Source organism: Nocardiopsis sp. NPDC006832, from assembly GCF_040635885.1.
Classification (GTDB): domain Bacteria; phylum Actinomycetota; class Actinomycetes; order Streptosporangiales; family Streptosporangiaceae; genus Nocardiopsis.
Genome location: NZ_JBEYLC010000081.1, coordinates 1 through 23,375, shown reverse-complemented (window position 1 = coordinate 23,375; position 23,375 = coordinate 1). Strand labels below are relative to the sequence as shown.

Here is a 23,375-nt window from a genome sequence, read left to right as displayed (position 1 = left end):
CCGTTGAAACAGCTCCCACAGTTTGTCCGGCACCAACCGCTCAACCATCGACACCGGGCCAGGCTATCGAGAATCCAAATGAGATGAGCTCTTAGCGGTAGGCCTCCGGCCGCTCACCGGTCGATGGTGAGCGCCTCCAGGGCTGTGGCTTTGTCGGCTTCGGTGGGTAGGGCATAGCGGCGGGTGGTGTTGATGTCGGCGTGCCCCATCAGTTCGGCGACCGTCACCAGGTCCACCGGATCGCGCGCCAGATCGCCGCGGCCGCGCACCAGGTCGGTGCCGAAGGTGTGGCGCAGCACGTGCGGTCCGAACGCCTCGCCGTCATCGTCCGGCCCGATCCCCGCCGCCGCGCCCAGCGCGGTGACCGCCGCGGCGGCCGCCCGGGTCGACAACCGCCCCCCGTCGCGGTTGCGCACCAGCGGCCCCGCGCCGGGGCGGCCGAGCTCGTCCAACAGCCGCTCCAGCGAGGAGCGCACCTCGGAGTGCAGCGGCACCGTGCGGTCCTTGCCGCCCAGGCGTCCCTTGCCGCGCACCCGCACCGTGCCCTTGCGCGCCGACAGCCGCAGATCGGCCACGTCCAGGGCGACGATCTCGGCGACCCGCAGCCCGGCGTAGTAGGCCAGGTGGCAGATCACCCGGTCGCGCACCGAGGCGTCCCAGGCCACGGTGCGCAGGAACCGCAGCTTGGCCCGCCCATCCAGAGCCCGTGGGGCGCTGGGACGGGCCAAGTGCTCGCGCACCACCTCGGGGCGCCCTGAACCGCGCAGGGCGAAGAAGGCATCCAGCGCGGCCAGGCGGTTGTTGATCGTGGCCGCCGACAGGCGAGCGCCCGCGCGGGTGCGGGTGTTCTTCAGGGTGCGCCGCCAGTCGCGCACCGCCCAGTCCCGCGCGGTCGCATCGGTGAGCGGGTCGCCGTCCAGCGCGCCGGCCTCGCGCGCGTCGGCGAGCCAGGCCAGGAAGTAGCCGACGTTGCGCCGGTACTTGTCGCGGGTGGCCGCGCCCAGGTCGGTCGCCGAGGCCAGTCTCTCGGCGAAGGCCGCGCGTTCGGCGTCCAGGTCGCCGGGCAGCGCCACGGTTCGGCGCGGCCGCCCGGTGTGTGTGTTTCCAGAAGTCGAATCAGTAGCCTGTTCAGCGGAGGAAGCTGTGTTTCCAGAAGTCACCCGGCCAGTCTAATTCCGGGAACACTAGTTTCCAGAAGTACGACACCCGCTGCGAACGTCGACTAAGTTACTCGCGGGTTACTTGTCCTGTTGCCGGGCCTTCGGGAGAACTGGGCCTCCTTGCAGAGAGGAGGCGGCACCAGGTAGAGGTGCTCGACTGACTCCAGTATCCATGTGTTCAGACACAATAACAAGCTACTATTGTGTTTGAACTAAAATAATTCCGTGTCCTTGTGCGCCACTCCGATCGAGGCACGAACTCACAGCGTGGAGGGGGTTTTCGTGACTGGTGGGCACTCGCCCGGAGTGCGACGGCGACGGCTGTCGGCCGCGCTCAAGCGACTCAGAGCCGGGAGCGGGCTGTCCGCTGCCGAGGCGACGAAGCGGTTGGGCTGGTCCTCGGCGACCAAGCTGACCAGAGCCGAACGCAACGAGTGGAAGTTCCCCAAGCGCGACGAGGTCGAGGCCCTGCTGGACCTCTACGGGGTGGAGGGTGATGACCGCACGCATCTTCTCAGTCTGACCGAGGAGGCTCGCGGGCGCAGTGATTGGCACAAATACGCTGACCTTTTCCCGGGGGCACTGCCTGACCTGGAGGCCGAGGCCGTCCGAATTCGGACATACGAGGTTGTGCTGATTCCTGGCCTGTTGCAGACCCCGGAATATGCGGCAGCGATCTCCTTGGCCAGCCAAGTGGTTCCACCTGATCAGATCGAGCGCAAAGTTGAGTCCCGTATGGCTCGCCGTGCGGTGCTGGACCTCCCCCAAGGGCCGCAGCTGACAGCAGTAATTGACGAACCCGCACTGCGTAAGGTCACGGGGTCGCACGCCATCATGGCTGAACAGCTGCGCTTCTTGATCGGTATGGCAGCGCACTACAAGGTGACGCTCCTAGTACTCCCTGATGAAGCAGGAGCCCATCCCGCCGTCGATGGAGCCTTCACCCTTTTTGATTTCCCTAGGCCAGAGCCGGGCATAGTCTCAATCCCCACCGTGGTGGAGGCGCTGTACGTTGAAGACGGAGACTACTTCGACAAACACGCGCTGATCTTCGACGCCGCCCAGAACCTGGCGCTGGACCCACAGAGGTCGCTAGACCTGATCGGTTCCATCGCCGCCGAGCACGACAAGCGAGCCTGAACATGTTGCTGGAGTTCCGCAAGTCCTCCTACTCCACCAGCGGTGACAACTGCGTGGAGATCGCACCCGTCCTCAACTTCCAGAAGTCCTCTTACTCCTCCGGTGGGGAGAACTGTGTAGCGGTCGCGGGGCTGCCCACGGGTGCCGCCATTCGTGACTCCAAGTACCCCGAACTGGGTTTCCTCCCTGTCGGGGCCGGTGAGTGGGCCTCTTTCACCCGTCTGATCGCCGCCGAAGCTCCCGACGCCTGATCCTGACCGCCTCCCGGTGGTGGGCCGTTCCCCGGCCCGCCACCGATCGGCAACACAGCGCCCGATCCGGCATTCCCCCAGTTCCGGGGCGTGGCATGATCGGCCGATGACCGACTTCCTCACCCAAGAACAGCTCGCCCGCCGTACCTCCGCCGCTGTGCAGGCCGCAGTCGGGGCCGGACGCGACCTCGGGCTCACGGTGACCGAACCTCGACTCCTCCACGACTTGTTCTCCGTGGTCGTGCACCTGGCGCCCTCCCCCGTCGTGGCCCGGATCCCCACCGTCCTGCCGGAATCCACGAGCCTGGAATCCCTGGCCGCACGCCAACGCGCGGAACTGGACGTGACCCGGTGGCTGGAGGAACAGGACGTCCCCGTGCTCCCACCCAGCCCCCTCGTGCCACGCCGACCCGTCCAGCGGGACGGGTTTTCGATGACTTGGTTCGCCCCCCCATCGACGTCGACTCCGTCGGCGCGTACCGCGACGCGGAGGGCAGGCTCCACGCCGTCAGCCTGAACTGCACCCACATGGGCTGCCGGCTGGCCCGGAACGCGGCGGAGACCAGCTGGGACTTGCCCCTGCCACGGTTCCCGGTACGACACCCACGGCAGCATCCTCAACGGCCCGGCGGTCGCGCCCCTGCCCACCGTCGACCTCGACGACGCCTGACCCCACCACCGGACCCGGCGGCGAGGGGCGGGTCGGACCGGACACCCGCAGGAGCCCGGGTGCCCGCCGGAAGCGCGACCGACGCGACCAGCCGTGGTCCGACCGCGGGCATCACCGGAACGGGAACCGCGCCACTCCCCGACCCGCTGGGCTCGGACACCACTCGGGAGAAGCGCCTGGACTGTTCCCGCCGGATCAGTCCACCAAGCACGCTTTGAGGGCCTGGAGAGCCAACGAGGCGGTCTGGGACCTCTCCAGAAGCAGGATGTCGCGATGCAGTTCGGTGTCGAGTCGCCCGTAGGTGATTCTCGGATCGCTGCTGTCAGCCGGGATCGGCACGCACGCGACGGCCAGGCCCTCTCGCACCAGCGCGAGCTGGGTCAGATGGTCGGCGACATGGAACGACACGTCGAGCTCGACGCCGTGCCGACGTGCGACCTGCTCGATGGCGGTGTGGGCGTCCGAGCCCTGGGCGCAGGTCGCCCAGCGCTCTCCGGCCAGGTCACGAATACTGAGAGGGTCGTGGGACCGCAGAGAATGGTCGCCCGGCATCGCGATGAACAGGGCTTCTCGTGCGATCTGTTCTGCGACCACACTCGTCGGCAACCGCAGAGGGGAAGCGCTCCAGGACTCGGCGAGCACGAGATCGACGGCCCCGGCCGCGAGGCGGGCGAGATGATCGGTGGTCTCCCCGTCCTCGACGGAGACCCGCACGCGGGGGTACTCACGGTGAAACGCGGCCAGCTTGGAGCCGAGCACGCTTCGGATGGCGGAGGCGATCGCCGCGACACGCAGATGACCGACGTAGGTCTCGTCGCGGTGAAGATCGTTCTCCGCCTGCTGCATGGCATCGGCCACCTGCCGGGCGTACCCGGCGAGCACCTCGCCCTTCGTGGTGAGGCGGAGGCCGCGCCCGTCCGGCACCACGATCTTCGTCCTCGCCTCGGCCTCGATGCGCCGCAACTGCTGTGACACAGCGGGACCGCTCATGTGCAGTACCGTCGCGGCCCGGGTCACCGACCCAGTCCGGGCCACGGCGTCCAGTACGCGGAGACGGTCCCATCCCATAGTCATAAGGAATTCTTAACATAAATGAGCAGAACTATGAAGTAGTGCTGACTCCGGGTGTGAACCTACCGTCGAGTCATGTCTTCTGTCGCTCCACGCTCTCCATCCCACACTGGTCGGACGGTAAGGAAAGACGGCCCCGTCGTCGCGTCGTCTCTGGTCCTGGCTGGAGCGCTCTGCCTTTCGGTTTCGGCGATCCTGGTGAAACTGGCCGGCGTCGACGCCGCCACGACCGCAGTGGCACGGTGTGCGATCGCCGTGGTCGTGCTGATCCCCCTGGCACTTCGGGAACGGGCGCGGGCCGGGGCCCTGTCACGCGGCGGTGTGCTGTGGTCCCTCGCCGCCGGGGCTGCGCTGGGCATTGACTACGCCGCCTGGACCGCCTCGATCTACCACGTCGGCGCGGGGATCAGCACCGTCCTCATCAACGTACAAGTCGTGGTCCTGCCCGCGCTGGCCTTCCTCATCGACCGGGAGAGGGTCACGACGCGCTTCATCATCACGCTCCCGCTGATGCTCATCGGGATCAGCCTGGTCGGCGGGCTGTGGAACGCTTCCCTCCGGGGTCCGGACACGAGTACCGGTGTGCTGCTGGGTGTCATCGCGGGTTGTGGCTACGGCGTGTACCTGTTCATCACCCGCCGAGCGACACGACGCGACCCGGGCCTGTTCGTTCAACCGCTGACATGGGCGTCGGCCTCCGCCGCGGCCGCCACCGTCATGGTCTCGCCCCTCTCCGGCGGCATCCAGCTGAGCGGGATCTCAGTCCGGTCGTGGGTGCTGCTCGGGCTCCTGGCGGTACTCGGCCAGGTGGTCGCGTGGTTGTTCATCCACCACGGCAGTGTCTTGTTGCCGTTGACGACGACCGGTGGACTGCTGTTGATCCAGCCGATCCTCGCACTCGGCCTGTCCGCGCTGATCTTGGGTGAGCATCCCACGTTCCTGCAGTTGGTGGGAGCCGCAGTCGTGGTCACCGGTGTCGCTATAGCAAACGGCCTGCTGTTTCGAAACCGCACGCACTAGACCGTTGATGGAATTTTGGTGGAACTCCCACGTGCGCGGCGAAGGGCGTCGAGGACCCAGAGGGCGGCCCATGGCCTTGACGTCCTTTCAACAGTGCCGTCTCCGCGAAACCCGGTACACGACAGGCCGGGAGGATGAGGCATGCCAGCATCGCAAAAGTCCCCGATAAGCTGCGCAAACCTACCCCCGCCTGACGGTGAAGGCCCCCAGGGGTCGTCTGAACCCAAATATTTCACTGGGGTTTGCTGCATCTAAGTCGCGACTCCAGAGAGACGGTAAGCTCAACTTACCATTACTGTTCAACGCTTATAAGTTGCCCCAAGGAGACGGTCTGCGTATGGTGAGAACATGAACACCCCAATCATCACCGGAACACAGAGAAAAATAGCGGATTCAACCAATGGCACCAATACTCGAATTTTCGAGTAAAGGTTTTCTGCCGACTCGGCCAACCCTCTCGCCGAGTGATTCCCCATGCTGACGAGCACTGTTCACCGAACTTGATTTGCCCTGATCAATCACGACCGAGTATTCCATCGGGATTGTCGACAATATATCAATAAAAATCCCGAGGTCATGCGGTCAGTCCGGCATAAGACTGTCAGGAGAGCGAACAATCAGCAGCAACACCGACCTTGGCCTGTTAACGTCGATCACCCTTCAACCTGACGGGAGGGCGCCAGGATCGAAACGCGAGATAGCTGACAGCACTGACTACGACAACTATTTCCGCATCCGTCGCGAGGCCGACCCGGAGAGGTGGTCCAGTGCGGCCCGGAAGGTCGCCAAGGAGGTCGTGGAAGACCTGCCTTCCAGCAGTCTTGACGAGGCGACTCAACGCGATCTCCTGACAGGGATCTCCACACTCCTCCTGTCAGCATCCCGGTGGTCGGAAAGATCGGATACTGCCGGGGGCACGGAGTCGACCCAGGTTCCAGCTCGTGAGGTCCGGGTGTCGGTCACCCGCTGGAAGGTCGGCCACCACCTATTCCATCTTCTATTATCGATCATGAACAGGCACAGTGACGATGCACTCGCCGCGCTGCGTGAGGAAGATTGGCATCCAGCCACATCGAACATTGACGACCTGGCCTCCCTCCTCGACTCGGCCACAGCCGCAATGCACTACGCCTCAGACTTTCCGCGTGAAAGCTACGAAGGCATCATTCGGCCCAGCATGGAACCGCCCTGGATGCCGTCTGGGTTCTCAGGAATATTCAACCAGGATCACCAGGTATTCGAAAGCAACCTCAAAGAACTGCGGAAAGCCGGCAAGTCCCCGAATATGACGGGCGAGTGCCGGTCGGCGCTGAAACAGCTGTGGCGAGCACAGTCGAAGAACCGACGCGACCACCGGAATATCTGCGAGAAGTTCGTGCCTGGCGGTGATTCGATCCTCCAGCAGCACTTCGCCAACAACAACGAAAAGGATAGCGACTGATGCCCGTCACCGTGATCGAACACTGGCACCTGAACGAAGAATCCTCTCGCAACGCTTTTTCTGTCATGCAGGAGATGGACGATCTGGTCGAGGACAACGCACACGCGGCCCCCGGATGGGACGGCCATGCACGTTTCTTCCAGTTGGAGGACGACACGTCCCACGTACTGATGATCTACAACTGGGGTTCGAAAGAGGAGGCCGAGGCCATGCTTGAGTCCGAGAAGGACCTTCTCGCCGATTTCATCAGGACCCGTTGCACCCGAGACCGGGAGATCGAGTTCGCCGAGGAGCTCCCCGTCGATGTCTAAACGAGGAGAGCCAGTCGACGTCGGCGACTGGCCGGCGAGGAAGTTCCGCGAACACGGCGAGTTCCTGCTGGAGGAGCTCGAACGATGGTTCGTCGGTCTCCGCTCCCAGTCCGTGCGCCCCCCGCCGCGCGAAGCCCGCGACGTACTCGAGGACTTCGGATCGCTGGCCCCGAAGGATCCCGAGCCGTTCGACCACGTCGTCACGGACACCATCGATCGCGTGTTCAAGGGCTCGGTCCTGTGGAACCACCCCCGTCACCATGCCTACTTCAGCAATAGTTCGAGCGCTCCCGCCATCCTCGCGGAGGCGTGCACGGCGGCGCTGAACACCAACGTCATGGTCTGGGACGCTGCTCCGGCGGCAGCGGCTGTGGAACGGCAGGTTCTACGGTGGCTCGCCTCCCTCGCCGCGCTCGACTGGCCGGATCCTGACTCCGTGCTCGTCGACGGAGCGTCGCAGGCGACGCTGTACGCACTGGCAGCGGCCCGTGAACACCTGTGTGAGCATGATTTTCGAACCCTGGGCGCGACCGCCGGCCCGGTGTTGCGGGTCTACTGCTCCGAGCAGACGCACAGTTCGGCCGACAAGGCGGCGATCACGCTCGGCATCGGGCTGGCCAACGTCGTGCGCGTGTCCGACCAGGACGGCCTGCTCGATCCGGTGGCGCTGGAGGAGCAGATCCGGTCAGACCGCGCACAGGGGATGATGCCGCTCGCTGTTGTGGCGACCGTGGGAACCACGAGCACAGCGGGGCTCGATCCCCTCGGCAGAATCGCTGAGGTCTCAGCGCGCCTCGGAACTTGGCTGCACGTCGACGCCGCGTTCGGAGGGCTCTGGCGGGCGAGCTCCGAGTTGGCAGCCGTGATCCCTTCACTCGAAGGCGCAGACTCGGTCGTCATCAACCCGCACAAGGTCCTCTTCTGCCCCATGGAAGCGAGTGCGCTCTACTGCCGCCATCCGGGGGCACTCGTCAAAACGTTCTCACTGGTCCCGGAGTACCTGCGGACCGACACCGGCGACGACCGCCTGGACTACATGAACTACTCGACACAGTTGGGTAGGCAGTTCCGTGCGCTCAAGGTCTGGTGGATCATTCGCTGCTTCGGCACGCGGGGCATCTCCGCACGACTTGACCACACCGTCAAGATCACCCGCCACCTCGAACGGTGCGTGGAGGCGGACCCGGTATGGGAGGTCGTGGCACCGACGCCGCTGCCGCTGATATGCATACGGCCGAGCGGCATCGGTGGCTCCGACGAGGAATCCGACCGCGTGTGCAAGGCAGTCCACGACCGGATCAACCGGAACGGCCACAGCGCCGTGTCACATGCCAGGGTGAACGGCCGATACGTCATCCGCATTTCAGTCGGAAACATCCACACTGAATGGCGTGATCTTGAATACCTGTGGCAGCAGATCACCACGTCCACCACTGCGGCGTTAAGGGGATGAGAGCCATCATGACCACTGAGAACGACATCCTGGCGGGCGAGCAGACCACCTTCTCTGAACGCGCGGCCCAAGCGGGGGTCGTCGGCCGATGGTCGCGGGCGAACGAAGTGCTCCCGTGGCGGCCCGAGCCGAGATCGCGCACACAGAAGTGGTCCTACTCCGACCTGCGCGAACTGGCCGTCGAAGTGAGCCAGGAGGTGAAGGAGGATTCGGGAGCGCTACGGGTGCTCACGATGCTCAATCCCGGGCACCCCGAGTCGGAGGCCGCGGCCGGCCATCTGTACGCGGGACTCCAGCTCCTCCTTCCGAACGAGGACATGCACAGCCATCACCACGCGGCTACGGCGGTGCGCTTCGTGCACCAGAGCGACGGCGGCTGGACAGCGGTCGACGGGAACAAGATCTACGTGGAGCCCAAGGACGTCGTCGTGACCCCGTCCATGCTCTGGCACGAACACGGCAACGACGGCGACTGCCACGTCATCTGGCAGGACTGCACCGACGACCCCCTGGTCACGGCCATGGCGGCGAGCTACTTCGACCTGCACCCGAGCAGGAGCCACCTCGGTGCGAAGACGGGTCCGGCGGACGTCCCGCCGACCGAGCACCGTTCCGCCTCTTTCGGCGGTTCCGGGCCCGTGCTGCGACCAGGAGGCGGACACGTCGGCCCTCAGGAACTGCACTACTCCTGGCGGAGCACGAAGGAGGCGCTCAAGGCGGCGCGCCCCCGCCGGGACGGGACGGCCGCCGTCACACTCGCGGACACCCGCGGCGGCTCGATGACGCCCACCATCGGCGCGAGGTTCGTCCACATCCCAGCCCACGGTGTCTCCCAGACCTCCCGGCAGACCGGAGCGCGGATCATGATCGCGGCGGAGGGGGTCACCGAGGTGAGGATCGACGACTCCGTCCACGTCCTGCGCCAGGGCGACACTTTGGCCGTTCCCTCTTGGTCGTGGGCGCAGATGAGGAACACGGGCGACCAAGAAGGCATCGTGTTCGAGTATGACGAGTCACCGATGCTCGGGGCGCTGGGCCTTTACAGGGAGGAAGGGCAGGATGGTACGTGACACCCGGGCGGTCGCCCTCCTCTGCAGTTCGTCCTCCACGGTGGAGGGCCGTGACGGCCGATGGCGTGACTGCGGAGTCTGGGCCGAGGAGTTGGTCCGGCCGTGGAAGGTCTTCCTTGACTACGGGTTCCGGGTCGTGGTGGTTTCTCCGGACGGGGAGCCCGTACCCATCCAACCAGCGAGCGTCGAAACCGATTCGTGTCTGATGACCCGTGTCGAGCTCACCGACACACTCGATTTCCTCGGACGGCACCGGCCCGAACTCGAGAGACCGGTGGCCCTCGGAGACCTCCTCGAAGGCGGTCACGCCGACGGGGTCTTCGTTCCCGGGGGCTACGGACCCACCGCGCAGCTGCGCACTGACGATCTCGTGGGCTCGTTCATGGAACGGTGTCTGCGTGAGTCCACTCCCGTCGCAGCGGTATGCCATGGCGTGTCAGCGCTCCTAGCACTGGACACCTCAGGTTCCGCTCCGGTCCCCCGCTCGGTGACAGGGTTCAGCAACGCGGAGGAACGGGCCGCCGGCGCCGACACGTGGGTTCCGTTCCTCCTTGAGACCGAACTCGTCCGACACGGTTTCGACTACTCGGCCGCTCCGCCGTGGTCCTGCCATGTCCTCCAGGACGGTTCCGTGATCACCGGGCAGAATCCGGCGTCGAGCGAGGAGGCGGCCAAACGCCTGGGAGCCCTGATGTGACTGACAGCCGCTAAGCGCCTTTCCTGAAGTTCTGTGCGTAACCCCAGACCAGAACAGGGCAGCGGGCACCTGTTGACAAGGACCCCGCCGGGGGTTGGATCGAAGTTGCACCATCGTCTGACCACCCGGCGAGGTCGTGATCAGTATGCGCCCGCCCACCGTGTTCGCCCAAGCCCCCACCAACGACATCACCGACCTCCCCCATCAGCTCAAAGGCCAGTGGAGAGTGGCCCTGCGAGCCGTCATGGTCCTGCTGTCCTCGCACGGCCTGCCACCCGCCCAGATCGCCGCCCTGCTGGACTAGGGGGTCGAGGAGGATCGCCGAAGAAAATCCCGTTAGCGGCCTGACCTCCGCTTCGGTTCGGTGACGGGCCGATTCTGGGCATCTCGGGGGCCATACGTTCTGGCCCATGCGACATGAGTTCCTCTCCGACGAGCAGATCGCTCGCTACGCCCGCTTCCCCGACGAGGTGTCCATCGGCGGCCTCGAGCAGTTGGGGTCCGAGTAGGAACGGAACGGGGAGTCCCGGCAACTGTCACATCTGTTGACGCCCGATCTATCCAAGAGTCCTCACCAGCGCTAGCCGGGGATTACCGGAAGCCAGAAACCGACATAAAGGGGCAAACCACACGGAGAAGGTAGACCACTCACAAACACCGAACTGGTCTACCTTCTGACCTGCACGAACGCCACGGCGGTGGGCCGGGGCGACCTCCGGGCGGGTGTGGCCTCCCGCCCGGAGGTCTGGTCACCGAGAGTGCTTGATACGAGGGTCAGCTCTTGCCCGTGAGCTGGGTGAGTAGATCGACCACGTCCCGGTTCTGGCCGTGGGGGTCGTTGAACTGGCGCACCACCTCGGAGATCGCCGCCGCCTGGATGGTGGGCATCCACTGGCCCAGCACCGCCATCACGTCGGGCAGCTCGTGGGCGTAGACCCAGTCCATGTCCATGTGCGTTTCCAGGGACACCATGTACCGGGGTGTGCCCTCGGCCCGGGCGTAGACGGTCAGCGTCAACGGCAGTGCCAGCGCGTCGGGGTCACCGACCTGGAACCACTGCTTGTAGCCGGTCGCCTCGAACGCCTTCTCGTTCCCGTCGCCTTCGGGCCAGGCGGCCCAGAACTCGTCTTCGGTCTTGATCCACTTGCCGTTGGCGAAGCAGGGTGCGTGGCGGTGACCTGCCATCATATGTCCTTTCCGACCACCCTGGGGTGGGTTCAGTCCTGGTCGGCCCGGGGGCGAGCCAGACGGTTCTTCAACAGGTCGATGAGCTTGCTCGCGGCCGGTTTGGTGGGCCGGTTGATCACCGTGGCGCGCCGCTCTCGGGACCTGCGCGCCTCGATGCCGGTGCCCTTGAGCGCGGTGGCCACGTCGGCGTCGAAGTCCTCAGGTTTGACCTGGTCGACCAGGGCCAGCAGGAAGCGAGGAATAGTCTAGACCTGTGGATCGGCGTGTCGTGCGACTTGCCTTTCTGACTTCTTATCGGATCACTCGACGAGCTGGCCGCCGTAACGTTGGCAGCAACGTGAACGCCGATCAGTCGCGCGCGCCAGCGGCCGCGGCGTCGTGCAGGACGAAGGTGGCGAACCCTAGCTCGCGTCGGGCGCCGCTCAGCCAGGCGTCGCGATTCTCACGTGCAGCGGCGAATGCCTGGTCACGATCCTCGATCGTCGAGGCCTCCCGCACGGCCCAGTCGACGAGCGACCCGGTCCAGCTGAACTGGTAGTCGTCCCACTCGGCCAACGTGCTGACGTGCCCGTACGACGGCTCCAACCCGTGCTCATGGATGGCTCGCACGAGGCCGGCGAGGTCGGGATAGGCGTCGGCGGAAACCTCAAGCGCTGCCAGCGCAGAAGCCGACGGGGCGCCCTCCCAGATGCTGTCGCCGATCAGCGCTTGGCCACCGGGGCGTAGGTGCCGCCGGACAGCGCCCAGCATGTCCTCCAGCCGGCCGAAGGCGTGGCTCGCACCGACGCACAGCACCACGTCGAAGACCCCGTCGTTCCAGGTGGCGGCATCCATCTCAATCCAGCGCACCCGGTCGCTCAGTTTCCGCTCGTTGGCACGCCGCGCGACAGTGGTTGGGAGCATGTGGTCGATCCCTACGCCAGTGATTCCGGGGTGGGCGAGCAGCAGCTCTTGCAGCCACTCGCCCTCGCCGCACCCGAGGTCAACGGCGCGGGCACCGTCGCTTGGGCTCAGCCAGCCGACCAGTTCGCGTAACCGCTCGGGCGCCACCGGCGCCGCGATCGGATGGCGCAGGTGGGCAATGTCGAAGATCTCGGAGCGCTCCATCTCAGCGACGCTACAGTAGGATTCAGCCGAGGCTGAGACGCCCCAGAGCGAGGAGCGTGGTTCCCGCCGCACCTGTGGGATCGGCGCGTCATGCGACGTGCTGATCGCCTCCTGAGTTCCCGTCGGGTCGCTCGACCAGGACGCCGCGTTCGAAGGTCGCGCCAGCGCGGACGAGGGCGACCAAGTGGGGTGCGTTGACCGCTCGCCACCGATGCCGGGCGGACTGGATCAGCTTGAACGCCTTCGCCACTCCGGCCGCACGGGAGCCGGGTCCTTTGGTCACCCGCTGCCGCAACCGGACGGTAGCGAAGGTCGACTCGATCGGGTTGGTGGTGCGCAGGTGGATCCAGTGGTCGGCCGGGTAGTAGTAGAACGCCAGCAGGACGTCGAGGTCGTCGGTGATCATCTCGGCCGCCTTGGGCCACTTGGTCCCGTAGTCCGCGACGAATGCCCGCGCCGCCGCTTCGGCGTGCTGCTTGTCCTCGGCGTTGGTCTACTGCCCCAGGATGGCGGGGGTGAAGAACAGGTACTCCCGAGGGATCGGACGCTCGACCTCACGCATACGCACACCGTAGGACGATCACCACGGTTGACAGCGAAGCCGCACCGAGCCTTCGTGGCTTCGCTCGCTGTGCTCTCGGGGCCGTCAACCGTTGGATTTTCCGCGAAAATTACCGGGCCCCCTAAGACCCGAACCGTTCGAGCACCGTTCGCGCCGTCTGTATTTGAACGTCCCTGACCTGGGCGAAGAGCGCGAAATCCTGGGGGTGTTCCTCGATCAGGCCCTCCTGCGTCGCCGCCTCCGCCTCGCGCCAGACCTCGACCACCGAGGCGTCCTCCTTGCAGGCCACGTCCGCCGTCGCCACCTCTTTCTCCTCCCGTGACGGATCGCCTTCCCCTTGCGTCCAACGCTCATCGGCCGAGGCCTCGGCCGGAGTGGGATAGTCCAAGCCCCGATCCGCCATGCAGGCGCTCCAGGCGGAGAAGACCTCGACCACCGGGGGCGCGCTTTGGGAGGTCTCGAAGCTCGCGTGGATGTAGGAGTTCAACAGGTCGTAGTCCATGTCGGGGACACCCGCCGTGATGTCCCCGGCCGCCTCTTCCAGGCACCCGGTTTCGCCCTCGCCCCCGTGAGCCGCTCGGTGCTCGGTGGCCAGGAGGGTGAGCCGGTCCTCCCGCGTCTCCTCCACGAGGGCCTCGTCCGCCGCCCCTGGCGGGGCGCCATAACCGTACTGTTGGGCCACCTCGGTCTCGATCACGCCGTATCGACGTCGGTGCGCGGGGTCGGTTCCCTCCTCCTCGGGGACGGGGAGCACCTGCCAGTCCATGCCGTGTCCTCGCATGCACTCGCGCACGAGCAGGTCCTCGGCGTAGTCGAGCGTTCGCATTTGGAAGGGGGAGAGCGTGTACTCGTCGAAGGGCAGGGTCAGCGACCGCACCCTCTGCTCGGCGGGAAGGTAGCGCTCCCCGCCTCCCCCCTCCTGTACGCCGCAGGCGGTGAGTCCCAGGGCAACGCACAGCGACCCGGCCACCGAAAGAAGTCTGTTCATCGGTTTGTTCGGGCATGGGAACCCGGTCCTTCAGATCCGGGATGAAACGCCCTATTCCTTCCATTGATTCTCCACCGGAAGGGTGCCGGGGAGGCCGCGCTCGACCTCCCCGGCACGCCGATCACCAGACTCGGATCGAGCTGATCCTGTTGTCGAATCCGTTGTCGGTCAGGTCCTTGTCGGAGGAGTTCTTCTGGGCGTAGTAGGACGCCCCCTTGTATTCCGCGTGCTCGTAGAAGGAGGCGTTGCTGGACTTCTGGTTCTTCATGGAACTGGCGTTGTCATTGACGCTACGGCAACCCGACCCGCTCCAGCAGTTGCCGGCCAGGTTGCGGTCACTGCCGGAGGTCCGCCAGGACCCGCCCTTGTAGTCGTCGTGCTCGTAGAGGTAGATGTAGGTGGCCTGCGCCTCGACCATGGGGATGCTCGCGGCCGAGGCAGTCGGAGCGGTGCCGAGCACACCGGCGACGGCGACGGCGGCCACCATCGCGGCGGTGGCGAACAATCGCTTGTTGGCAGACATGGATTCCCTCTCTCGGCTGGAGACGCCAATGGCTGCCACGACCGGAATGGCCCGGCCGCGCTTCGCGGCGTCCTCCAATGACATTAGGCGAGGGGCTCGAACTTGAAAAGAAAATGCCTTGGCCACATTAGGCCGCCGCCGGCATGACATTCCGGAATTAAAAGACCATACTGGAGCAATTACGGATAAAAATTAATGCCCGCCGGCATTGCTGAATTCGATGGCCGCCATGATCCGGCAGAGAAGACAGGCAGGGGTGTGGTCGCCGCTCACCCGCGCCGGTGCCATGCGGTCCGACCTCCTGGGGCGTGATCCGGGCACGCCGCGCCCGCAGGGGTTGTCCACAGGCGGTGTCGTCCCTCTTCCGCCGCCCGCCTCGAAAACCTAGCCTGAGGAGGTGAGCGAAACTCCCGGCACCCCCTCGCCCCACCCCTTCGACGTCGAGGCCTTCCTCGCCCGGCCATTGGTCGCCCGCGTGGCCACCACCAACGCCTCGGGCGCACCCACCGTCAGACCGGTCTGGTTCCTGTGGGAGGAGGGGGTGCTGTGGTGGATCACCGGTGAGTACGCGGTCATGGCCCAACACCTGGAGCGCGACCCACGCACCGCCGTGGTGATCGACACCTGCGACCTGCGACGCCAGGAATACCTACAGGTGATCATGCGGGGCAGAGCCGAAGTGGTGTCCTTCGACCCGGCCCTGGCCCGACGTAAACTCCGCCGCTACCTGGGCGAGGACGAGACCACCTGGCACCCGGACTTTCGCCACTACGCCGACGACGCCCGCCTGGTGCGCCTGGTCCCCGAACGCGTCGTGGTCAAGGACCTGTCCAAGGCCCTGCCCTGACCGTGCGCACCGGACGCGAACCTCGCCGCACCAAGACCGGCCCTGAGCCGATCCTGGTGCGGCGGGTCCGCTACCGGGAGGGGCGGTCGCGACTCTGGTCGACGATCCGTCGCAGTGCGGCGAGGTGGTTCTCGATGGCCGCACGCCCGGTGTCGGTCAGTCGCAGACTGGTGCGCGGGTACTTGCCCACATAGCCCTTGTGCACCTCTACGTATTCGTGCGTCTCCAGCTTCCCGATCTGCTTGGACAGGGCCGACTTGGACAACCCCGCCCCCTCGCGCACGAAGGAGAAGTCCGCCCAGTCGCTGGAGGCGAGCAACGCCAGGATCTTCAACCGTGTGGCGTCGGCCAGCAACGGGTCGATCTCCATGGTCCTAACCTCGGTTTTCCGGCCTGGCCATCCACCACTTGGCGAAAGGCGGACCCGCCAGGGCGAGCACCAGACCCACCACGGCCCCCGAGATCGGGTAGGTCTCACCCAGTAGGTGCGAAACGGCCATGTTGATCGAAATGAACAGCGCCAGTACCACCAGCATGACCACGAGGGACAACGTTCGGCGTCGACGGCCGGCCACGCCGGTCAGTCGTGCGCGATTGCCGGTGAGCCAACCCCATCGGGCGGACCTGTTGAGCACGGCGGCCAGCACGGCCACCACGACCAGCCCCCAGGAGAGGTAGGTGCCCATCTGCGGGCTCATGAGCCAAAAGAGCGCCGACGCGGCGAACACCGCGATGCCGGCCACGGCCCAGGGCCCGCGCCTGTGCACCAGCGCGCCGGCGGCCTCCCGCTTCGCCTGGTCGACTTCCTGGAGGTCTCGCTCGGCGTCGGACGGGTCGATCTGATTCATGTTGTCCTCCACTCACCTAGTTTCCTTTGAGGAAACACTAAGGTCCGACGCGCTCCCGACGCAACCCTTGTGGCGACCCCGATCACGCCTTCGACGGAGCCGGGTGAGTGAGGGGGCCACCCGGCTCCTGGATCGGACCACAGGTCAGAGCCCCGCTTCGATCCCCCCGAATCGCCGGCCGGCGCCACGAAATAAGCGTGCGAGAGGGGGCGGCGACTGCCAACATGAGCCGGGCGCCCACCCCACGCGAAAGGACACACGTGCCCGCTCCCGACCCGAACCGGCTCCACCCCACCACCCGACCCGACCTGACCAACGTGGTCTTCCTACGGGCCCAGGTCACCTCGGAGCTGATCGAGGTGGGCGAGTACACCTACTACGACGACCAGGGCAGCGGGGTCCCCTTCGAGGAGGCCTGCGTGCTCTACAACTACGGCCCCCAACGTCTGGTGATCGGCCGCTACAGCGCCATCGCCCCGCAGGTCACCTTCCTGATGCCGGCCGGCAACCACCCCACGATCGGTCCCTCCACCTACCCGTTCACCATGTTCGGCGGCGAGTGGGGCGAGCGCACCCTGGAGACCTACCTGTCGATTCCGGCCCCGCCCGACACCCTCATCGGCAACGACGTGTGGATCGGCCGAGGCGCCACCATCATGCCGGGAGTGAGCATCGGCGACGGCGCGATCGTCGCCGCGCGCAGCGTGGTGGTCAAGGACGTCGAACCCTACGCCCTGGTGGGCGGCAACCCTGCCCGACAGCTACGCTCGCGCTTTGATGAACAGGACGTGGCCCTGCTGTTGGAGGCCCGCTGGTGGGACTGGCCGGTGGAAGCGGTCACCGAACACGCCGCGCAGATCATGGGCGCAACCCCCACCGAGCTGGCGCGGATCGCCCGCCAGGTCCGGGCGGGTTGATCACGCCCCTACTCGCCGGTGGCCCCGTCGATGCGCTCCCGCAGCAGGTCGGCGTGGCCGTTGTGGCGGGCGTACTCCTCGATCATGTGCACCAGCACCCACCGGTGCGAACAGTCCTGGCCGTGACGTTGCCGCTTACCGATGGCCTCCAGCGGAAGTGCCGCCGAGACCTCGCGCGCGTGGGCGATCTCGGCGTGCCACAGGGCGAAGGCCTCCTCCACCGAGGCGGTCTCCACCTGGGAAAAGTCGGCGTGGGGGTCATCAGCGCTCTTGATGGAGTCGGGCACCTCACTGCCCTCCAGGGTGTAGCGGAACCAGGCCCACTCCACCGAGGCCATGTGCCGCACCAGGCCCAGCAGGGACAGGTCCGAGGGAGGCACCGAACGTTGGCGCAGTTGCGCCCGGCTCAGACCTTGGCACTTGACCTCCAGGGTCTGGCGGTGCCAGTCCAGCCAGTTGGCGAGCATGAGGCGTTCGTCGGCGATGAAGGGCGGGTCGATACGTGGATCGGTCATGGGCAACGACCCTAGGACTCCCCGCTCATCCGGGCCACAGGTTTTGGCCACCCGTCCACCAGGGCCCCAAGTCCTCTGGGAGCGCTACCGAAGGCCCAATAGGATCATCATTCATGGACACTAGAGAACTCGGCCCCCTCGGCCCTGTCGGCGTCGTGGGTTTCGGAGCCTGGCAGATCGGCGACGCCTGGGGGCAGGTCAGCGAGACCGACGCCATGGACGCCCTCGAAACCGCCGTGCGGGAGGGTGTCACCTTCATCGACACCGCCGACGTCTACGGCGATGGGCGTAGCGAGCGCCTGGTGGGCCGGTTGCTTCAGGACCACCCCCATCTGACCGTGGCGACCAAGATGGGCCGACGTATGGCCCAAGAGACCGCCCACTACAACCCCGGCAACTTCCGCGCCTGGAACGACGACTCACGCCGCAACCTGGGCGTGGACACCATCGACCTGGTGCAACTGCACTGCCCGCCCAGCGCCGTCATCGACACCGACGCGGTCTTCGACGACCTGGACGCCATGGTCGATGAGGGCCGCATGCGCGCCTACGGGGTGTCGGTGGAGACCTGCGAGCAGGCCCTGGCCGCCATCGCCCGCCCCAACGTGGCCGGCGTGCAGATCATCCTCAACGCCTTCCGACTCAAGCCGTTGGAGAAGGTCCTGCCCGCGGCCAAGGCCGCCGGGGTGGGCGTGATCGCCCGCGTCCCGCTGGCCAGCGGCCTGCTCACCGGCGGGTACACCCCCACCACCAGCTTCGGGGAGGACGACCACCGCAACTTCAACCGTCAGGGCCAGGCCTTCGACCAGGGCGAGACCTTCGCCGGCGTCGACTTCGCCACCGGTCTGGCGGCCGTGGAACGCCTGCGCCCCCTGGTGCCCGAAGGCACCACCATGGCCCGGTTCGCGCTGCGCTGGATCCTGGACCAGGAGGGGGTGAGCACCGTGATCCCCGGGGCTCGCAACGCCGACCAGGCCCGCGGTAACGCCGCCGCCGCACAACTGCCGCCGTTGGACGCCAAGACCCATCAGCGGGTGCGCGAGGTCTACGACGAGCTCATCCGCCCCCAGGTTCACGAGCGCTGGTGAGCATCCCCGGTGTGCCCGCTCCGGTCGGGGCGGGCACACCGGGCAGATCCCCCGGATCGATCCCCAGGCCTTGGGCCAGCCTCGCTCGTGCCAGGGACGCACCCGTCCGGGCCACGTCGTGGCCTTGTCCGGGCGCTGTACCCGGGGCGGCCCTGGGCCCCCCTTTCTCGAAGGAGCGCCCACCGCGCCGTATCGAGGCGCCGATTCGCTCCAACAGCTCCGGGGCCAGTTCCCCCTGGTCGGGGTCGGCCGTCGGTGGGAGAGGGTCCTGTCCCGAACGTGGCGCGGGGATCAACCCCCTCAGCGCCCCCTGCCCCTCAGCGGAGTCCTGGCTGCGAGGCGGCGCCTGGGGGTGCACGATCTCACCTGGAACGTCGCGGCAGGGCCCCTGGCACAGCAGGCAGCGCCCACCGGGGTGGTTGCGCACGCCCGGGTGCTCGGGACAGGTTTTGTCGGCCTTGCCCAGTGCGTCGAGTACGAACTCCGGGGGCCGATCGAACAGGTCGCCGTCGACCTGGCCTTGGTCGGAGTCGGGCCACGGCTCGGGCGCAACGCCCCAGTCCACACCCGTGTTCCAGGGCCGGTGCACTCCTCGCCCCAAATGCCCGTCCAGGAACGCCTGCGCGCTGCTCAGGTTCCCCATGCGCCGCATCAGGGCTCCGAAGGGGCGACCCAGGCCGCCTATCCCGGACAAGAGCGCACGCACCTGCTCCAGTGGCAGCCCGGCCTTCAGTAGCCACTCCGCCCTACGTTGCAGAGCCGACCGGTCCGCGTGAGGGCGCAGCAGCGACCGGTCGGGGATACGCGCCAACAGATCCCACAGCCCGTCGTTGCGCTTTTCGGGTTTTTCGGGCGAGGTGGTCTTTTCGGGCGACTCTGGGGTGGTAGAGGTTTCAGACCCGGACGGACCCCCTTCTCCCCTGTTACTTGTCCGGTGTTCCCTTCTAGTAGTTGACCCACCACTGTCCGGCTGTCGCTTGTGTGACTGTCCAAAACCCTCAAGTCCGAGCTGTGGGGTGTCGTAGGCGGTCACCTCCGTGAACAGACGCCGGCCACGACGCTTCTTCTCTCGGAACAGGTAGGCGTAATCGGCGAGTTCGTTGAAGGCCCTCAGGTAAGCCTCGCGGCCCTGGGCCCGATCGCCCCGCGCCAGACGGGCCTTGCGCCACTGACCCTCGGCGGTCAAAGAGGAGTTGAAGGCGTCGGTGTTCGACAAAGCTTCGATCAGCATCATGCGCGCCAGGGGGCTCAAGCGCTCGTCCCGAATCAGCGCATTGGGAACCAGGGTGTAATTCGACCTGATTTTGCTGCGTATGACCTTCATCGTCCACCCCCGACCGGAGCGAAGGTGAAGAGGTTTCGCGTAAGCGCCTGTGAGTGGGGGCGGAAGAAGCTAGACTTCAACACGCACCGCCTTCCTGCGTCTGAGGAGTCGGTGAGCCGCATCCCTGTTGTGGCAGGGATCGGTCAGGGGCTGCCCACCGGTGCTGCTTACACCAGGGCGGCCCCGAACTCTTTTCGGGTGTGCCAACTCATGTACGGATAGCCGAAGAGGATCGCACGAACACCAGTTCGCCCGACCTCGACGTGAAGAACTTTGACACACCCTCGCAAGGCGCGCGGGGCTTTTCTCTGAAAAACTCCTCCCCATCGATTTTTCGCACCCAAAAAACACCCGTTTCCCGCAAAAGGGAAACCTTCCGCGATTCAACAAGAGCGGAACAAATCGACAAAAAGCCCCGCAGGCCCATCAGGGCCCACGGGGTTTTCACGACGAACCGAACGCTAGATGAGGCCCTGGGCCAGCATCGCGTCGGCGACCATCTCGAACCCGGCCAGATTGGCGCCCAGCACGTAGTCGCCCTTGGCGCCGTGCCGCTCGGCCGCCTCCTCACACCGGTCGTGGATCCCGGCCATGGTCTCGGCCAGCTCCGACTCGGCGTGGTCGAAGGACCACGAGGTGCGGCGCGCGTTCTGACGCATCTCCAGCACACTGGTGGCCACACCACCGGCGTTGGCCGCCTTACCCGGGGCGAAGAGCACCTTCGCCTCACGGAAGACCTGCACCGCCTCAGGCGTGGTGGGCATGTTCGCGCCCTCCGACACCGCCAGCACACCGTTGTTCACCAGCGTCTTGGCGGCGGTGGCGTCCAACTCGTTCTGGGTGGCGCACGGAAGGGCCACGTGGCAGGGCACGTCCCACACACTGCCGCCCTCCACGTACTTGGCGCCCGGGCGACGGTCGGCGTAGACGCTGATGCGCTCACGGTCGACCTCCTTGATCTGCTTGAGCAGATCAAGGTCCAGCCCGGCCTCATCGACCACGTAGCCGGCCGAGTCCGAGCAGGCCACCACGGTCGCGCCCAACTGCTGGGCCTTTTCCACGGCGTAGATGGCGACGTTGCCCGAACCGGACACCACCACCTTGAGTCCGTCCATCCCGCGCCCGTTGCGCTCCAGCATGCGCTGGGTGAACATGACCGTCCCGTACCCCGTGGCCTCGGTACGCACGGCGGAGCCGCCCCAGTCCATGCCCTTGCCGGTGATGACCCCGGCTTCCCAGCGGTTGCTCAGCCGCCGGTACTGTCCGAACATGTAGCCGATCTCACGAGCGCCCACGCCGATGTCACCGGCGGGGATGTCGGTGTACTCGCCCAGGTGACGGTGCAGTTCGGTCATGAACGACTGGCAGAACCGCTCGATCTCGTTGTCGGAGCGACCCTTGGGGTCGAAGTCGCTGCCGCCCTTGCCGCCGCCGATGCCCATACCGGTCAGGGCGTTCTTGAAGATCTGCTCGAAGCCCAGGAACTTGACCACGCCCAGGTTCACGCTGGGGTGGAAGCGCAGACCGCCCTTGTAGGGGCCAAGGGCGCTGTTGAACTCCACCCGGAAACCCCGGTTGACGTGGATGCGGCCCTGGTCATCGCGCCAGGGTACGCGGAAGATGATCTGACGTTCGGGCTCGCACAGGCGCTCCAGGACACGCTCGGTGGCGTAGCGCGGGTGCATGGACAGCGCCGGGGACAGACACTCCAGCACCTCCAGTACCGCCTGCTGAAACTCCGGCTCGTCGGGGTTGCGGCGTGCCACGTGCTCGAAGGCACTACGGACGCCCGGGTGGTGGTCCTCCCGGGCACCATGGGAAAACGGCATGCGAGTACGTTCCCTTCTCAACATTGGAACGGGCGCCCCGCACGCCGTTGTACCGGGAACCTCTGTCATCCATCGAAACCTAGGTGGGATACCGCCTCAAAGGGCCCATACAGGCGGTAATCGCCCCCCATGCTTCCAGTGTATTACCTTGATATGAACATACCCCTCTGGCCTGCTCCGAAGGACGCACCATCTCCTTCGGCCCGGCCTCCAGGCACGCCCTGGGCCGGCCACGACACCCTCATCCGGTGCCCCGCCCGGGGTCGACATCCCTGGGTATACCCATCCTGAGCACCCCATGCGTCACACCACTCACTTGGGCCCCACGCACATCCTCGCAGGCCGGGACACCGCCGCGAAGAGCCGATAACGTGACCGTGCCCGGGCCCCGCGATGAACCGCGGGTGGCCGCGTACCCACCGTGAGTCGGCCCCACGCCAAGGAGAGCCCGCCATGCCCGGTGACCAGGACCACCCGCTCCAGGGCGGCATGATGAACACCGTCACCCGCCGCGGTGACCGCGTGGTGCGCACCGCCCCCGACCACGCACCCACCCTGCACACCTTCCTGACCCGCCTGGCCCAGGCCGGGTTCACGGGCGCCCCCGCGCCCCTGGCCCTGCGCCCCGACGATGGGCGCGAGGAACTCACCTTCATAGAAGGAGAAGTGGCCCTGCCGCCCTTCCCCGCGTGGGCCCTGCGCGATGAGGCCCTGGTCCAGGTGGCCGCCCTCTTGCGCCGCTACCACGACGCCGCCGCGACGATCCCCCTCGACCCGGACGTCGACTGGCCCACCGCGCTCTCCGACCCCGAAGGAGGCACCCTCCTGTGCCACAACGACCCCTGCCTGGAGAACATCGTCTTCCGCCACGGCCGGGCCGCCGCACTGATCGACTTCGACCTGGCCGCCCCGGGCCGCCCCGTATGGGACCTGGCCGCACTGGCCTTCTACCTCGGCCCGACCCTGGACCCCGAATCGGCCACCACCAGCGGCTTCCAAGGCCTCAACGTCGCGCGACGACTACGTTTGATGGCCGACGCCTATGACATGACCCGCAGCGATCGAGAGATCCTCCCCGCCACGGTGCGCCTCTACAACGAGGTCTCTCGTACCTTCGTGCGCACCATGGTCGAGGGCGGAGAGCCCCTGTTCATCCGCGACCTGGAACGCTTCGGCGGCTGGGTCCGCTGGGACCGACGCAACGACTGGCTCACCCAACAGGAGCCCCGCTTCCTGCGCGCTCTGCTCGAGTCAACTTGGCCCGGCCCTGAAGGACCGGGCTTGGAGGTAGCGCCCAACCGGCTGCTGGGGTGGACTCCTCCGTCCAGACACCCCTTATGGGGTGGCAGGGACGC

The 23,375-nt window shown here is 66.4% G+C and carries 24 protein-coding genes and 4 pseudogenes; 15 read left to right on the top strand and 13 right to left on the bottom strand.

Annotated elements, in window-relative coordinates; translation table 11 throughout:
- Nucleotides 1–113: 113 nt before the first annotated feature.
- Entirely contained in the window at nt 114–1,073 is a 960-nt protein-coding gene (locus ABZ717_RS25905) for a tyrosine-type recombinase/integrase (protein WP_358514987.1), read from the bottom strand.
- Between the two features lie 312 nt (nt 1,074–1,385).
- Here ABZ717_RS25905 and ABZ717_RS25900 point away from each other — a divergent pair, with 312 nt between their 5' ends.
- The 4 genes and pseudogenes from ABZ717_RS25900 to ABZ717_RS25885 all read left to right on the top strand — a co-directional run.
- Nucleotides 1,386–2,300, top strand: a complete 915-nt coding sequence (locus tag ABZ717_RS25900; protein ID WP_358514984.1) for a helix-turn-helix transcriptional regulator — start codon at nt 1,386–1,388, stop codon at nt 2,298–2,300.
- Between the two features lie 2 nt (nt 2,301–2,302).
- Nucleotides 2,303–2,551 carry a DUF397 domain-containing protein gene (locus tag ABZ717_RS25895; RefSeq protein WP_358514981.1) on the top strand — a complete coding sequence of 83 codons (249 nt, stop codon included), beginning with the start codon at nt 2,303–2,305 and terminating at the stop codon, nt 2,549–2,551.
- Nucleotides 2,552–2,657: 106 nt separating this feature from the next.
- Nucleotides 2,658–2,996: pseudogene (locus ABZ717_RS25890) on the top strand (aminoglycoside phosphotransferase family protein); the annotation flags it as partial.
- 162 nt (nt 2,997–3,158) lie between these two features.
- Nucleotides 3,159–3,221: pseudogene (locus ABZ717_RS25885) on the top strand (hypothetical protein); the annotation flags it as partial.
- A 195-nt stretch (nt 3,222–3,416) separates the two neighbouring features.
- Here the strand turns inward: ABZ717_RS25885 and ABZ717_RS25880 are convergent.
- Nucleotides 3,417–4,289, bottom strand: coding sequence for a LysR family transcriptional regulator (locus tag ABZ717_RS25880; RefSeq protein WP_358514990.1), 873 nt, complete (start codon nt 4,287–4,289; stop codon nt 3,417–3,419).
- A gap of 78 nt (nt 4,290–4,367) precedes the next feature.
- Between ABZ717_RS25880 and ABZ717_RS25875 the strand changes: the two genes are divergently transcribed.
- From ABZ717_RS25875 to ABZ717_RS25845, 7 genes and pseudogenes are all read left to right on the top strand, one after another.
- Nucleotides 4,368–5,312: a DMT family transporter gene (locus ABZ717_RS25875; RefSeq protein WP_358514978.1), complete on the top strand. Its 945-nt coding sequence runs from the start codon at nt 4,368–4,370 to the stop codon at nt 5,310–5,312.
- 796 nt (nt 5,313–6,108) lie between these two features.
- Entirely contained in the window at nt 6,109–6,753 is a 645-nt protein-coding gene (locus tag ABZ717_RS25870) for a hypothetical protein (RefSeq protein WP_358514975.1), read from the top strand.
- Nucleotides 6,753–7,064, top strand: coding sequence for a hypothetical protein (locus tag ABZ717_RS25865; RefSeq protein ID WP_358514972.1), 312 nt, complete (start codon nt 6,753–6,755; stop codon nt 7,062–7,064). Before ABZ717_RS25870 ends, ABZ717_RS25865 begins: the two co-directional genes overlap by 1 nt.
- Nucleotides 7,057–8,517 (top strand): pyridoxal-dependent decarboxylase, encoded by a 1,461-nt coding sequence (locus ABZ717_RS25860; RefSeq protein ID WP_358514969.1) that lies wholly within the window; start codon nt 7,057–7,059, stop codon nt 8,515–8,517. The genes ABZ717_RS25865 and ABZ717_RS25860 overlap by 8 nt, the downstream gene beginning before the upstream one ends.
- Nucleotides 8,518–8,525: 8 nt before the next feature.
- Nucleotides 8,526–9,587 (top strand): cupin domain-containing protein, encoded by a 1,062-nt coding sequence (locus ABZ717_RS25855; RefSeq protein ID WP_358514966.1) that lies wholly within the window; start codon nt 8,526–8,528, stop codon nt 9,585–9,587.
- On the top strand, nt 9,577–10,284 hold the full coding sequence (locus ABZ717_RS25850) for a type 1 glutamine amidotransferase domain-containing protein (protein WP_358514963.1): 708 nt from the start codon (nt 9,577–9,579) through the stop codon (nt 10,282–10,284). The genes ABZ717_RS25855 and ABZ717_RS25850 overlap by 11 nt, the downstream gene beginning before the upstream one ends.
- 145 nt (nt 10,285–10,429) lie before the next feature.
- Nucleotides 10,430–10,585, top strand: a pseudogene (locus tag ABZ717_RS25845) (IS630 family transposase); the annotation flags it as partial.
- Between the two features lie 473 nt (nt 10,586–11,058).
- Here the strand turns inward: ABZ717_RS25845 and ABZ717_RS25840 are convergent.
- From ABZ717_RS25840 to ABZ717_RS25815, 6 genes and pseudogenes are all read right to left on the bottom strand, one after another.
- Nucleotides 11,059–11,469: a hypothetical protein gene (locus tag ABZ717_RS25840; protein ID WP_358514960.1), complete on the bottom strand. Its 411-nt coding sequence runs from the start codon at nt 11,467–11,469 to the stop codon at nt 11,059–11,061.
- A 32-nt stretch (nt 11,470–11,501) separates the two neighbouring features.
- Nucleotides 11,502–11,654: a hypothetical protein gene (locus ABZ717_RS25835; protein ID WP_358514958.1), complete on the bottom strand. Its 153-nt coding sequence runs from the start codon at nt 11,652–11,654 to the stop codon at nt 11,502–11,504.
- A 166-nt stretch (nt 11,655–11,820) separates the two neighbouring features.
- A complete protein-coding gene (locus tag ABZ717_RS25830; RefSeq protein ID WP_358514956.1) occupies nt 11,821–12,579 on the bottom strand; it encodes a class I SAM-dependent methyltransferase in 759 nt (252 codons plus the stop codon).
- Nucleotides 12,580–12,667: 88 nt separating this feature from the next.
- Nucleotides 12,668–13,069 (bottom strand): annotated as a pseudogene (locus ABZ717_RS25825) (transposase); the annotation flags it as partial.
- Nucleotides 13,070–13,262: 193 nt separating this feature from the next.
- Nucleotides 13,263–14,129 (bottom strand): hypothetical protein, encoded by an 867-nt coding sequence (locus tag ABZ717_RS25820; protein WP_358514953.1) that lies wholly within the window; start codon nt 14,127–14,129, stop codon nt 13,263–13,265.
- A gap of 121 nt (nt 14,130–14,250) precedes the next feature.
- Nucleotides 14,251–14,652, bottom strand: coding sequence for a peptidase inhibitor family I36 protein (locus ABZ717_RS25815; RefSeq protein ID WP_358514950.1), 402 nt, complete (start codon nt 14,650–14,652; stop codon nt 14,251–14,253).
- Nucleotides 14,653–15,049: 397 nt separating this feature from the next.
- Between ABZ717_RS25815 and ABZ717_RS25810 the strand changes: the two genes are divergently transcribed.
- Nucleotides 15,050–15,499 (top strand): pyridoxamine 5'-phosphate oxidase family protein, encoded by a 450-nt coding sequence (locus ABZ717_RS25810; protein ID WP_358514947.1) that lies wholly within the window; start codon nt 15,050–15,052, stop codon nt 15,497–15,499.
- Nucleotides 15,500–15,569: 70 nt separating this feature from the next.
- On the opposite strand, the gene ABZ717_RS25805 is transcribed toward ABZ717_RS25810, so the two are convergent.
- Together ABZ717_RS25805 and ABZ717_RS25800 are read right to left on the bottom strand one after the other, a co-directional pair.
- Complete coding sequence (locus ABZ717_RS25805; RefSeq protein WP_087096337.1) at nt 15,570–15,869, bottom strand: transcriptional regulator; 300 nt, start codon at nt 15,867–15,869, stop codon at nt 15,570–15,572.
- A gap of 4 nt (nt 15,870–15,873) precedes the next feature.
- Nucleotides 15,874–16,347: a hypothetical protein gene (locus ABZ717_RS25800; protein WP_358514943.1), complete on the bottom strand. Its 474-nt coding sequence runs from the start codon at nt 16,345–16,347 to the stop codon at nt 15,874–15,876.
- 260 nt (nt 16,348–16,607) lie between these two features.
- Here ABZ717_RS25800 and ABZ717_RS25795 point away from each other — a divergent pair, with 260 nt between their 5' ends.
- Nucleotides 16,608–17,264 carry a CatB-related O-acetyltransferase gene (locus tag ABZ717_RS25795; RefSeq protein ID WP_358514940.1) on the top strand — a complete coding sequence of 219 codons (657 nt, stop codon included), beginning with the start codon at nt 16,608–16,610 and terminating at the stop codon, nt 17,262–17,264.
- Between the two features lie 8 nt (nt 17,265–17,272).
- Here ABZ717_RS25795 and ABZ717_RS25790 read toward each other — a convergent pair whose 3' ends face one another.
- On the bottom strand, nt 17,273–17,779 hold the full coding sequence (locus ABZ717_RS25790; RefSeq protein WP_358514937.1) for a DinB family protein: 507 nt from the start codon (nt 17,777–17,779) through the stop codon (nt 17,273–17,275).
- A gap of 113 nt (nt 17,780–17,892) precedes the next feature.
- Here ABZ717_RS25790 and ABZ717_RS25785 point away from each other — a divergent pair, with 113 nt between their 5' ends.
- Nucleotides 17,893–18,867 (top strand): aldo/keto reductase, encoded by a 975-nt coding sequence (locus tag ABZ717_RS25785; protein ID WP_358514934.1) that lies wholly within the window; start codon nt 17,893–17,895, stop codon nt 18,865–18,867.
- On the opposite strand, the gene ABZ717_RS25780 is transcribed toward ABZ717_RS25785, so the two are convergent.
- Both ABZ717_RS25780 and gdhA read right to left on the bottom strand, forming a co-directional pair.
- Nucleotides 18,836–20,101, bottom strand: coding sequence for a hypothetical protein (locus ABZ717_RS25780; protein WP_358514931.1), 1,266 nt, complete (start codon nt 20,099–20,101; stop codon nt 18,836–18,838). The two genes, ABZ717_RS25785 and ABZ717_RS25780, sit on opposite strands and share 32 nt — an antisense overlap.
- 551 nt (nt 20,102–20,652) lie before the next feature.
- Nucleotides 20,653–22,020 (bottom strand): NADP-specific glutamate dehydrogenase, encoded by a 1,368-nt coding sequence (gdhA, locus tag ABZ717_RS25775; RefSeq protein WP_358514928.1) that lies wholly within the window; start codon nt 22,018–22,020, stop codon nt 20,653–20,655.
- Between the two features lie 453 nt (nt 22,021–22,473).
- Here gdhA and ABZ717_RS25770 point away from each other — a divergent pair.
- Nucleotides 22,474–23,375, top strand: a 902-nt coding sequence (locus ABZ717_RS25770) for a phosphotransferase (RefSeq protein WP_358514925.1), incomplete at its 3' end; no start/stop codon positions are given.